The sequence below is a fragment of the Candidatus Abyssobacteria bacterium SURF_5 genome (genome assembly GCA_003598085.1).
GTDB lineage: Bacteria > Abyssobacteria > SURF-5 > SURF-5 > SURF-5 > SURF-5.
This window is the reverse complement of the sequence record QZKU01000081.1, coordinates 1-13,252: the sequence shown is the minus strand read 5'-3', so window position 1 is coordinate 13,252 and position 13,252 is coordinate 1. Positions and strand designations below refer to the sequence as shown.

4 protein-coding genes and 1 pseudogene are annotated in these 13,252 nt (G+C 52.9%); 1 reads left to right on the top strand and 4 read right to left on the bottom strand.

From position 1 onward, the window contains the following. Positions 1-147: 147 nt before the first annotated feature. Entirely contained in the window at positions 148-681 is a 534-nt protein-coding gene (locus C4520_11910) for a GNAT family N-acetyltransferase (GenBank protein RJP20016.1), read from the bottom strand. Positions 682-882: 201 nt separating this feature from the next. On the opposite strand from C4520_11910, the pseudogene C4520_11905 reads away from it, so the two are divergent. Further along, positions 883-1,959: pseudogene (locus C4520_11905) on the top strand (IS630 family transposase). Positions 1,960-2,247: 288 nt separating this feature from the next. On the opposite strand, the gene C4520_11900 reads toward C4520_11905, so the two are convergent. From C4520_11900 to C4520_11890, 3 genes are all read right to left on the bottom strand, one after another. Next, positions 2,248-7,341 (bottom strand): hypothetical protein, encoded by a 5,094-nt coding sequence (locus C4520_11900; protein ID RJP20015.1) that lies wholly within the window; start codon positions 7,339-7,341, stop codon positions 2,248-2,250. Positions 7,342-7,420: 79 nt separating this feature from the next. Continuing rightward, complete coding sequence (locus C4520_11895) at positions 7,421-12,121, bottom strand: hypothetical protein (protein RJP20014.1); 4,701 nt, start codon at positions 12,119-12,121, stop codon at positions 7,421-7,423. 146 nt (positions 12,122-12,267) lie between these two features. Continuing rightward, on the bottom strand, positions 12,268-13,170 hold the full coding sequence (locus tag C4520_11890; protein RJP20013.1) for an IS3 family transposase: 903 nt from the start codon (positions 13,168-13,170) through the stop codon (positions 12,268-12,270). Positions 13,171-13,252: the final 82 nt, after the last annotated feature.

The window sequence follows — 13,252 nt, the reverse complement described above, 5'->3', positions numbered from 1 at the left end:
AGAGAGCCAGAGAAAATGTAGTGCCTAGAGCTTTTTCTGTCTCTGTAAGTTCTTGATACAAAATAGCTTAATTTTTCAAACTGTCGAAAATGAGTCTAACGCCTCAAGCCTGCCTTTCACGAACCTGATCCCCCCATATGGGGATGCTCACAGGTTCTTGATCACGTGTATGTCGCGCGGTTCCAGGTCGAAGAGCCGCCGGTTTATCTTCCGGGTGAGGGCGAACCCCTGGCCCATGTAGAAGTGGACTGTGGAAACCGTCGGCGTGGCGGAAACATAGAGTTTCCTCGCGCCATCCGCTCGCGCCTGTTGCGCAACTTCACCGGCGAGCAGAGCGCCTATTCCTTGATTCCGATAGCCATTGCTCACATAGAGCGCGGCGAGCTGCGCGGTGTTTTCGGAAAGATTCGGGCGATAAATGCCAAAGCCAACGAGATGCTCCTCATCGAACGCCCCGAACATGGCGCCTCCGTCGTCGAGCAGCGGTCGCCATTCCTCGATTTTGGCCCGGACCGAATGCACGCCCTCGCCGTCTGCGGACCACGGCGGAACATGCCAGTCGACGTCCCTTGTCTCGAGCGAGCCGTTATCGTTGATGTAGTTCTTCGTGATGTATTCGGACCGATCGACCTCGGCGATCCGCTCGATTTCAGAATTCCGCATGTGGCGAATGATTATCATGCTCTCTCATCTGTCAGAGCCTTTTGTCGTGACTTGCTCATGCAGACTTAGTACTTGCTGGCATAATTACGATGACGTATTAGCATTGCATTTGTGACTTCGATATGGCATAATCATTCTCATAAGGAGGAGGTGATTATGCCTAGACAAAGCCCATTTGAAATTCTCTTGACAGCTGATGAAAAGAAAGAACTACAGGCGATCACACGTAAATACACGTCACCGTATTGTGATGTCATGCGTGCCAAGATCGTCCTCCTTGCCGCGGAAGGATTGTCAAACAAGCAAATCGGTCAACGCCTTGACTTGCCCAGACAGATCGTCTCAAAATGGCGCAAGCGCTTTTTTGACCAACGTATGGCCGGCCTGCAAGAGGAGCCACGGCGCGGGAGACCCGGCGTTTTTTCCCCCTGAAGTCGTGGTGGCGGTCAAAGCGCTTGCCTGCCAGTTGCCGAAAGCTCTCGGGCTGCCCTTTTCCAAACTGACCCATGATGAAATCGACCGGCAGGCCCAAAGGCAGGGAATTGTCGCCTCTATCAGCGGGAAGACAATCTGGCGATGGCTGAGCAAGGATGCCATCCGCCCTTGGTGCTATCGCAGTTGGATATGGCCGCGCGATCCTGATTTCAGGAAAAAAGCGGCCAATATCCTTGATTTGTATCAAGGTGTCTGGAAGGGAAAACCCTTGGAATGCAATGATTTTGTCATATCCTCCGATGAAAAGACCAGTATCCAGGCTCGCCGTCGATTGACCCCGACAAGCGCCCCTTGCGCCGGTCATTACGGCCGGGTCGAGCACGAATATGAGCGCAAAGGCTCTCTGGCCTATATGGCGGCTTGGGACGTCCAGCACGCCAAAGTCTTTGGCGTGTGCCGGAACAGCACCGGCATCCAAAGCTTTCGCGATTTGGTCGATCTTGTCATGGGACAGGAACCTTATCGGTCGGCACCCGGGTATCTTGGATTACTGACAACGGCTCTGCGCACAGGGGACAAAAATCTGTCAATTGACTGAAGGATTGGTACCCCAATGCTATCCAGGTTCATACCCCGATCCATGCCAGTTGGCTTAACCAAGTTGAGATTTACTTTTCCGTCCTGCAGAGAAAGGTCTTAACTCCAAACGATTTTGATAGCCTTGAGGACCTCCAAAACAACATCCTTTGTTTTCAGACGCTATATGAAGAAATTGCCAAGCCTTTCGAGTGGAAATTCACCCGGCGCGATCTCACAACATTATTGCAGCAATTTGATGATATACAAAAAATGGCTGCCTGAAAATACGTCACCGAATTTTAGACCCAGAGCACTTAGCGTAGCTTCTTCAGAACAGTAAATCAACCTTCGATCCGTGCAGTTGAATATAGTTATCGGTCAAAAACATCAACGAAAGAAATCTTGGAGTTCGCTCCTTTGCAGAAGGAGAGAGACGTTTGACTCTGGCGCCGGAGAACATCAGCGAACCTTGGGAGTCTAGCTTGCACCTGCCACCTGCGACAAGAATGCAAGTCCCGGATTCAGACCGAGCAGACCGCATTGTGGGATTCAAAAATTCTCAGGCCGCACCTACGGACTTGTGACCACCCGGAACTCAAAGTGATCCTCGTTCATGACAATTGGATAGGCGCCAATGTAACCGTTATATACGTATATACCCAGCGGAGCTGTGAGAGGAATTGGACGGGTCAAATGCGCCGAACGACTCGCAAACGGATTGAGTGTCACGGTCACAGGCCCGAAAAGCTCTCCCGACGGCGGGTATTTGCTCCCATTTGGGAGGTTTACGTCGGTCCAATACTTGAATGTTTTAGAAGAGGCGGCATTATTAGTCACTATCACCGTGTATCCCAACGTCCCGCCTCGAGGAATTGTGGTTGAATCTGGCACAAGGGTCAAGCTGACTTCCTGGATACCCGAGTAGTTCTGATCTGTCTGATCAGATATCACATTGCTGTAAGATATCGAAGGCGGATCAAACAAGTAGCCCGGCTTGCCTGGAGTCACCGTGCCCGACCAACCATAAGGCACGGAAGCTTCATAATAGCCACTTGCGTCGGTCAATGGGTCACCCGGCAAACCGTTCATTGCCACATTACTTATGCCAGCGCCCAGGGAGGTGCGAACATAGCCGGATACGGCAGGATTCGCAGGCGATACCGTCAAACTCACGGGGATTGTGAATGGGCTATTGGTCGCGTTGCCCGTAATGGTAATGGTCGCCGAATAGATTCCCGGTGCGAGACCAGCGCTGGCAAAATTGACTGTGATGGTGTCATGTTCGCCCACTGAGTCGCCGTTAGTCGGCGAACACAGGACCCATGTTGCATTATCACTGAGCGTGTATGATAACGTGTCTCCTCCACAATTCCAAACTTCGAACGCCTGGCTGGGGGCATTCTCCCCCTGAGCGCACGAGCTTGTAATCGAAATTGGATCTGCGCAGATAGTCGGTGTTGGCGATATGACGCTCAAATTGACAGAAATCGTCTGCGGGCTGTTGGTCGCGCTTGGAGAGGAGATCGTGATAGTGGCCGTATAGGTTCCAGCAGGTAGGGATAAGGTGCTGTAATTAACATCAATGATATCATGTTCGCCTGTGGACGAACCACTCGTCGGGCTGCACGATAGCCCCAGACTGTCGTCGCTTATCGTGTAGGATAGCGTGCCTCCGCCCGAATTCCACACTTCAAAACTCTGAGTTGGGGCATTCTGTCCCTGGAGGCATGAATTGACGAGTGAAGCGGGCGTCCTGGAAATCGTGGGCAGTCCGATCTTCAGACTTACAGGGATGGTCTGTGGATCATTGCTCGACGCGGGATCACTGATTGTGATGGTGGCCGAATAGTCGCCCGCAGGAAGCGCCGAAGTGTTGTATGTGACAGCAATCGGGTCATGCTCACCTGTTGATGCGCCGCTCGCCGGGCTGCAGGACAGCCAGTCAACATCGTCGGTTATCGTATACGAAAGCACGCCGCCGCCAGAGTTCCACACCTCAAAAGCCTGGCTCGAAGCATTCTCACCTACACGACACAGATGCTCCAAGGAGGTCGGGCTCCTGGAAATCGCCGGCTGTCCGACCGCCAAACTCACCGGTATCGTCTGTGGGGTGTTCGTGGCGCCCGCGGATGTAATCGTGATGGTGGCGGAGTAGTTGCCAACGGAAAGGGTTGAAGTGTTGAAGACCACATTAACGATGTCATGCTCGCCAGTGGACGAGCCGCTCGTCGGGCTGAGCGAAAGCCACGAAACATTGTCGGCCATCGAATATGAGAGTGTGCCCCCGCCAGAGTTCCACACTTCAAAGCTCTGAGTTGGAGCATTCTGCCCCTGGAGGCATGAGTTGGCGAGGGACGCGGGAGCCCTCGAGATCGTCGCCAGGCCAACTCTCAGACTGACGGCAACGGCCTGCGGGTTATTGCTTGCCGCCGGGTCGCTGACGGTGATGGTCGCCGAATAGTTGCCCGCAGGAAGAGAAGAAGTGTCATATACAACTGTAATGGCGTCATGTTCACTCGTTGATGTTCCGTTCGCCGGACTGCAGGAGAGCCAGTCCGCATCATCGGTGATCGTGTAAGAAAGCGCGCCGCCGCCTGAGTTCCACACCTCGAAGCTCTGGCTCAAGGCATCCTCACTCAGTTGACATAAATTGCTCAGCGAAGCCGGATTTCTGGAAATCGAGGGCTGCCCGACTGTCAGACTGACGGCTATCATCTGCGGGGTGTTTGTGGCGCCAGTGGCGTTAATTGTGATGGTAGCCGAGTAGTTGCCAGCCGCAAGAGCCGATGTGGTGTAAATGACATTGATCGTATCATGCTCCCCGGTGGATGAACCGCTCGTCGGGCTGAGCGAAAGCCACGAAACATTGTCGGCCATCGAATATGAGAGTGTGCCCCCGCCAGAGTTCCACACCTCAAAGCTCTGAGTTGGAGCATTCTGCCCCTGGAGACATGAATTGGCGAGGGAAACGGGAATTCTCGATATCGTCGCCAAGCCAACTCTCAGACTGACGGCAATGGTCTGCGGGCTATTGCTTGCCGCTGGATCGCTGACGGTGATGGTCGCCGAATAATTCCCCGGAGAAAGAGAAGATGTGTCATACACAACTGCAATGATGTCATGTTCTCCCGTCGAGGAGCCGCTCGCCGGACTACAGGACAGCCAGTCAACATCATCGGTTATTGTGTAAGAAAGCGCGCTGCCGCCTGAGTTCCATACCTCAAAGCTCTGGCTCAACGCATCCTCACTCAGTTGACATACGCTGCTCAGCGAGGTTGGACTTCTGGAAATCGCCGGTTGGCCGACTGTCAAACTAACGGGTATCGTCTGCGGAGTGTTTGTGGCGCCCGTAGCGTTAATTGTGATGGTAGCTGAGTAGTTGCCTGCCGCGAGAGACGATGTGCTGTAAATGACACTGATCGTGTCATGCTCGCCGGTGGATGAACCGCTCGTCGGGCTGAGCGAAAGCCATGAAACGTTGTCGGTCATCGTATAAGAGAGCGTGCCCCCGCCAGAGTTCCACACCGCAAAACTCTGGCTGGGGGCGTTTTGACCTTGCAGGCACGAGTTGCTGAGCGAGGCCGGACTTCGAGATATTGCAGGGACTACGGGATTCACTGTCAAGTTGACCGGAATCGTCTGGGGATTGTTGGTTGCGGACGGGTCGGCAATAGTAATCGTCGCTGAATAACTGCCGGTAACCAGGCCTGACGTATCATACATGACAACGATGGAGTCATGTTCGCTTGTTGATGTTCCGTCCGAAGGACTGCAGGAGAGCCAGTCAGCGTCATCGGTTATTGTGTACGAGAGCGTTCCGCCTCCGGAATTCCATACTTCGAAGCTCTGAGCGCCGGCGTCTTCACCCTCCTGACACAATCTGCTGAGCGAGGTCGGGCTGCGAGAAATCGCCGGCTGGCCAACCGTGAGACTCACCGGTATCGTCTGTGGAGTGTTCGTGGCGCCCGAGCCCGTAGCTGTGATGGTGACTGTCGCCAAGTAATTGCCTGCCGCGAGAGCCGAGGTGCTATATATGACGTTGATGGTGTCATGCTCGCCGGTGGAAGAGCCGTTCGTCGGGCTGAGCGAAAGCCATGTGACACTGTCGGTCATCGTATATGACAGCGTTCCGCCGGCGGAGTTCCACACCTCAAAACTCTGGCTCACGGCATTCTGACCCTGTAAGCATGAATTGACGAGCGAATCAGGAGCGCGTGATATTGTCGGCATTCCCAACGTCAGGCTCACCGACACGGTCTGGGGAGAATTACTTGCGGCGGGATCGGTGATGGTGATGATGGCTGAATAGTTGCCCGCTGGAAGCGCTGAAGTATTATATGTGACAGTAATCGGGTCATGTTCACCCGTCGAGGCGCCGCTCGCCGGGCTGCACGACAGCCAATCAGCGTCATCGGTTATCTCGTAGGAGAGCGCGCCTCCGCCCGAGTTCCATACCTCAAAACTCTGGCTCGATGCGTTCTCACTCAACTGACATATACTGCTGAGCGAGGTCGGGCTCCGGGAAATTGCGGGCTGGCCGACCGTCAAGCTTACGGGTATTGTCTGCGGACTGCCTATCGCGCCGGCGCCTGAGGCGGTAATCGTGATTGTCGCCGAATAATACCCCGCTGCAAGGCTGGAGGTGCTGTATATCACATTGATGGTATCGTGCTCGCCGGTGGATGAGCCGTTCGTCGGGCTGAGCGAAAGCCATGTGACGTTGTCGATTATCGTGTAAGTCACAGAACCCCCGCCTGAGTTCCATACCTCAAAGTTCTGTGTCGGCGCGTTTTGGCCCTGCGCGCATGAATTGCTGAGTGAAGCGGGGGATCTCGAGACTGCCGGCAAGCCTAGCGTGAGAGTCACAGGGATCGTCTGGGGCGAATTGCCTGCGGCTGGGTCGCTGATTGTGATGGTGGCCGAATGGTTTCCCGCCGGCAGTTCCGAGGTGTCATATATGACGGCAATCGTGTCATGCTCGCCTGTAGAGGTTCCGCTTGCCGGGCTGCACGACAACCAGTCGGCGTCATCAGTTATCGTGTATGAAAGCGCGCCTCCTCCTGAATTCCAAACCTCAAAGCTCTGGGTCGGGGCGTCCTCACTCAACTGGCATATGGCGCTCAGTGAAGTCGGACTTCGAGAGAGCGAAGGTTGTCCGACTGACAAGCTCACGGGTATTGTCTGCGGGGTGTTCGTGGAGCCTGTGGCGGTGACCGTGATGGCGGCCGAATAGTTGCCGGCCCCAAGAGCGACCGTGTTGTATATGACGTTGATGGTATCATGCTCGCCGGTGGATGAACCGCTTGTCGGATTGCAGTAAAACCACGAAGCATTCTCGCTTATGGTGTAGGTTAATGTTCCACCGCCCGAATTCCAAACTTCAAGAGTCTGAGTCGGCACGTTCTGACCCTGCTCGCACGAGTTGCTGTAGGACGTCGGACTGAACGCTATCGTCGGGAAGTCGCTTGGCTGCGTTATCGTTCGGCGGATGATGTTTCCGGCGGCATCATAAGAGTAGATAACCGTCGTCCCGTCGTCGTACGTGATCTCATGGAGGCGGTTGAGCTGGTCGTATTGGATTGTCGCTGCTTCTGAGGCGGGTAAGAAGGTAAGACAAATGAAGATAAGAGATGTGAAGCAGGTTATAACCTTCTTGGAAAGCATGAATTATCCCTCCAAAACATGTGCCAACTCAGAAAATATCTCGTTTCTGATTTTTGCAGAAAAGACCTACGGCAGTCGTTCATATCGCATAATATGTTATCCTGATTATCAGTTGAAGTTTCCAAGGTTTTATATCCCTAGACCCTATTAATTTATCGCAGGGATCTCCAAACGCATGCTCCAGCGGGATTTCCTCGAGAAGGATGTTCTCTTGTTCTGGTGGGTCAGGAGGATCAGGGATTTCTCCACACCGTGGATCGCTCGAATTTTCGTTGCAATAATTCTTGTAGCGCACAAGATCGTCTAAAAAATCGGAGATATCATTCAATATGCCCTCCGATTGAGCTCCATAGGGCGCCACGGTTTGTCCCTGCGGTAATATGGGAATCAACATTATAGCCTGCAATCCGCTGGGATCCACAAAGTTAATGGGATTGTTGTTGGCATAAGTATATAGATTCAAACTTGTCGCATATCCAAGAGGATCCCTTGAATGTAATCTTGCGTTACTTGAATCGTAGAATCTGGACCGCATATGATAGAGACCATTTTGATCATCTATAACACCGTATTGACCTACATATCGGAACGAGTTTTCATAAGTCTCATTATCCAGCATCAATTGACCGTATTCGTTATAGATATATTCGTTAACAGAACCAGACGCGCCTGTCATCGCAATAGTGCTTCCTAGGCCGTCATAGTGGTAGTAGAAAGTGCTTTCCGATGCATCCCTTTTCGCAATCAATCCGAAACGGTCATAGAAGTATTCCGCGAGCATGCCGCCAAGATCGTTTCTTTCGACAACTACCGAAGGAAGCCCTAAGATCTGATCGACCAAACAAGTTGTAACTTCACCATCTACCGTCTTGGCAATGCGATTGCCAAGTCCATCGTATGTGTATTCGGTTGTGTTGGCGCCAGACACAATCCGCACGAGTCGATTCTGAGAATCATAATTATAATTGGTAGTGGCGCCGCCCTCAGTCTTGCTTGTTTGATTTCCGTTAGCGTCGTAGCCATAGGTTGTGTCGCCGACTCTCATGAGTCGGTTTCCCAATGCATAGGTGTATGAGGTTTGTCCAAGCTCAAATGTCCGTTCGAGAGGTTCGACCGCCGTGATGCTCGTGCGGTTTCCGATGCCGTCCAGTTCATAATCGTACTGCGCGATGACACCGGAAGGCCCCTGATTCGAGAGGCTTGTGAGCCGATTCCGGGTGTCATATTCATAAGAAGTGTACGTCCCGTTCGCGTTATCCCTGAAAATAAGATTTCCGGCCGGGTCGTACTGATAATTGACGAGATTGACACTGTCGAGACTGGTCGCAAGCAGTCTGTTTGCCATATCGTAGTCGTATGCGGTTACAGTCGGTCCGTTGGCAAGGCTGGTGAGGTTTCCGACGTCGTCATACCCATAACTCAGTTCATCGCCCGAAGGATAGAGAGCGCTGATGACGCGGTTGAGACCATCGTGTGAGTATGCGGTGACCCCGGCTGAGTCTGTCATTCGGATGCGATTGCCGACTTCATCGTACTCGTGGACCACGCTGAAGTCGGGCGCCGATATGCTTATCAACCGGTTATTCGCATCGTACTGATATGTCGTGACAATTGCGCGCCCGTCTGTCTTTGTCAGAATGTTGCCTACTCCGTCGTACGTGTAGGATTCGGTTGCGCCTTCGGGATATATGATTCTCTCAAGATGGTCGCCATCATCATAAGCGAAGGTGGTGGTTTGGCCCATGGGGTCGCTCATCTCGATGAGATTCCCCACGGGGTCATACTCATAGTCCGTCATGTTGCCGAGAGCGTCGATGACCCCCACCAACTGATTGTCCACGTCATATTGATAGTGCGTGCTGTTGCCATTTTCGTCTGTCTTGTCGGTGAGCGCGCAGCAGCCGTAGTTGTACTGAACCGTATTGCCGTCAGAGTAGAGAATCTCTGCAAGCCGGTCGATGCCGTCATATGTGTATTCCGTCGGATACCCGTTGGCGTCTGTCAACCTGATAAGGCGGCCGACGCCATCGTACTCGTAGGTAGTCGTATTGCCCAGCGGGTCCACCTTTGAGACCATATTCCCATGGCCGTCATAGAAGAATAAGGTGGTATTGCCCCGCGCGTCTGTCAGTGAAACCATCTGCCCATAAGCATCGTATGAGTAGTCGGTTTGGTTGCCGAGCGCGTCAACTGCTCTGACAAGATTGCTGTTGATATCGTATTCGTAAGTCGAAATCCGGCCGAGCGGATCGGTCACTTGAATGAGGTTGTCCCACTCGTCATAAAGGTAGGTCGTCGTGTTTCCCATGGCATCCGTCGCGCTTATGAGATTACCCCGCTCATCATAGAGGAACGAGGACGTGGCGCCGTTGGCGTCGGTCACGCCCGAGCGATTTCCGAATTCGTCATAGCCGTATGAGGTAACGTATCCGAGCGGGTCAGTGACCCATTCGGTCCAACCTTCGGGGGTGGAACTATAATAGGTGGCGCGTCCGAGCGCGTCCGTAACCATCGGACTGTCGATATGCGCCGGTGGATCGTACGTTTGATAAGTTCTCGTATTTCCCAGGGGATCAATCAATTGGTTCAATGAGTAGCCCTCGTCTTCGGTCACCAGATAATTGACGAGGGTTGTTCCCGAGGGAGTGCCGATGGCTGTTATATAGCTGAATTCATCATACGTGTATGTGGTAGTGTTACCGGCCATATCAGTCGCGGCCATGAGATTTCCGTTGTAGTCATAGGTGAAGGAGGCGGTTCGTCCGATTGGGTCGACAATCTGGCTGACGAGGCCATTGGGATTGTAAAGGAAGCTTGTAACTCTTCCTACCGCATCGGTAACACTTGCCAGTCTTTCTCCATCGTACAAGAGAGTGAGCGTGTTTCCATTTCGGTCAACAATGCTGGTCAGCTTGCCGCCCTCGTCGAAGTTTTGAGTGCTCTTGTCTTCTTTGAGCCAGAGTGACCACGCGCCGTCAGGGTGTTTTGTGAGAATGTCATGAACTCCCGCTTCAAATGTAACGTAGTTTCCACGCGCAAGGCCTCTCGCGCCATCAAATATGCCGTCTGATTCACAGGTTACGAGGCCGAAACAGTCCGGTTCGGAAGGATTGATGGTCTCGATCAATTCGACCCAAGTTCCGCTTAAAGTGTCTCCGTTCACAGTTCCATTCAACGTTACGGAAACGTTGGCGGCGCATATAGATTCATCATCATGCTCCAAATAAGAGGTGTTCAGGGTAAAATTCGAGCCCGCGATTGTCCCCGTCCACGTGTTCCCGTCATCATCGACACCCGATAGAATATCCCCGGATTGGATAATCTTCAGAATAAAGCTATTCAATTCTCCCGGTAAAGTATGAAACTCCGGCGTCTCGGGGCAGGTGGTAGAAATTGCTAAATCTTCCATCCTCCATATTCCGGACATGCCCTCCAACAGATCGCCCACGTAGTAGAAATTATCGATCTTTCCTGAGCCCCGACGCACATCGACGTCCCCATTGGGATGTTCCATAATGCTTACGTTGTAGCTGAAGGTCCAACTTCTTCCGAAGACTCCGTCGCGGTTGTCGTCGCCATTGTGGTAACGGGTAATTTCGACATCTGGCCCTCGGCCAGAATATGACAGGTCGGTGTCCCTGAGGACAAAGTTAAGATTAGCCATATTCACACTTAGGTATGGCATTCCTTTGCCACCATTACAGGGCGCCGGCTGTTCTTTTTTGTCATACTCTGTGTTGTCATTCTCATCTCCCAATTCACTTTCCGGGCAACAGTCGCACACGCCGCCCCAACTGATTTTCATTTCCTTTTTGCTGAGTAGCGGATAATTGGCTTCGGACTCTTCTTCTGCGAAGACGAGTACTTTGCCTGTCCAAACGCTTTTCAGGAAATCCAGTGAGTGATAGGTTACAGGCACGTTCCCCCTGGCCGAATCGTATATTGTGACACCTTGCTCGTTGACTGCCGAACACACGATATAGTGTCCGGGCTTGACAAGCGCGATGACAGGCATCTCGATACTTCCAAGCTGTTCGAGCGACGCCTCGACGCCAATCGTCTCCAGCCCCTTGGTCTTTGCCGCAAGTTTCAGGTCTTCAAGGGACGGGCGGTCGGTCTTTCCGGAGAGCAAGTCTGCAATTTCCTCTTCGGCTGCGTCGATTCCCTTCAGCCTGAATACGGTGGAGAGAGCGTACTGGCCGCAGGAAGACGGCGACTCTGAAGAAACCATTTCAGTCGCGCGCCGCCGCTTGAGCTGTCGTATCATATGCGAGCAGTACTTCACCTGGTCCCAGTCGCTCGTTTCGGAAAGCACCTCCCGGAGTTTGGCGATAGCGTCGTCATATCTTCCAAAGGCGGCATGGATGCAGGCGATGCTCGTTTTCGCATCCTGCGCTTCCCGCGAGATTGGGGCCAGGACAATGCCCGTTTCAAACTCGTCGAGCGCCTCTTCCCATTTTTTGTGGAATTTCAGGTAGAGTCCTATCTTCATGTGAGCCTTGGCTGCCGCATAGCTCCCAGGATGGGTTTGAATTATCTCGTGATATTTGGCTACCGCAGTCTCCCACCGCCGGGATTTCCAATCTCGTTCAGCGCTCGAGAAGGCTTGCTCAGCCATTGTGTTGTCAAGCGGTCCTTGCTCAGCAAGGGTCACACCATTACAGACCACGGCGAAAAGAAGGGGCAAGACCCAAATAAGCCAAATTTTTTTATAAATTCCTTTACCGCTGCCAACCATGTCGGTCTCCTTCGTCCCCCGAGTAAGAGACTCCGCACGCATGAGTTTCTGTCATTCTCTTTGACTCGATTGGGCTATTAATACAGCCGCCGTCCATTGGTGATTTATGCCAAATCCCTGACCAAAAAAATAGCCGCCCCTCCCTCGACCGGAGAGAGTGAGTGGGCTGCCCCCGCTTTTAGGTCCACTTAAAGTGTGAGAGCTACTGCCTTTTCTTCTTCTTTTTCTTTTTCAGGCTGTAAGCGGAAGGAGGGCGTAGCCCGACTGGAGCTTACAGCCTGCGCGAACTCGACGGGGGTCTGATACCCGAGTGAGCTGTGCGGCCGAAGTTCGTTGTATTCCTTCCGCCAACTTTCTACTACAATGCTTGCTTCTCGGAGATTGCGAAACAATTCCATATTCAGGCATTCATCGCGAAACTTGCCGATGAAGCTTTCGATGTACGAGTTCTCCCAGGGACTGCCCGGCTCAATATAGATCGCCTGGCAGCCGATCAGGTATAGCCATTCCTGAACAGCTTTGGAAACAAATTCGGGTCCATTGTCGCTGCGAATATATTCCGGCACTCCTCGCTCTTCGAACAGGTCGAGCAGGACGTCAATTACTCTCTGCGCATCCATTGATTTGCCTACCCGGATAGTGAGGCTCTCGCGCGTGAATTCATCGATCACCGCCAGCATCCGGAGCTTGCCACCGCGCTCAGTCCTATCCTCGAGAAAATCATAGCTCCATACCTGGTTCGGCCGCTCAGCCTTTTGGATGACCACGGCGATCCGGCCGCGCCTTCTCTTCCGTCGCGGCTTGCGCCTCAGCCCCAAACCCTCCTGCTTCCAAATTCGATGTACCCGCTTATGATTCACCTGCTCGCCCTCCCGTCGCAGCAGCGCCGTCACCCGCCGATATCCATATCGTTTGTGCTGATTCGATAGGGAGAGGATCTCCTCTCTGAGGCGCGAATCCTCCACAGTTTGAGGCTGATACCTTATTGCAGATCGCGAAACACCCATCAGCAGGCATGCGCGACGCTCAGAACACATCTCCTCATCACGCAGATACTTCGCAGCTGCTTTTCTGGCGGAAGGGCTTACCATTTTTTTGACAGTACTTCCTTCAACGCGTCTATATCAACCGCCTGCTGCGCTACAATCCGCTTGAGGCGCGCGTTCTCCTTCT

Bases quoted from the DNA above. Each gene is read 5' to 3' on its own strand.
- C4520_11910 (RJP20016.1), bottom strand. From the start codon at position 681: ATGATAATCATTCGCCACATGCGGAATTCTGAAATCGAGCGGATCGCC.
- C4520_11900 (RJP20015.1), bottom strand. From the start codon at position 7,341: ATGCTTTCCAAGAAGGTTATAACCTGCTTCACATCTCTTATCTTCATT.
- C4520_11895 (RJP20014.1), bottom strand. From the start codon at position 12,121: ATGCGTGCGGAGTCTCTTACTCGGGGGACGAAGGAGACCGACATGGTT.
- C4520_11890 (RJP20013.1), bottom strand. From the start codon at position 13,170: ATGGTAAGCCCTTCCGCCAGAAAAGCAGCTGCGAAGTATCTGCGTGAT.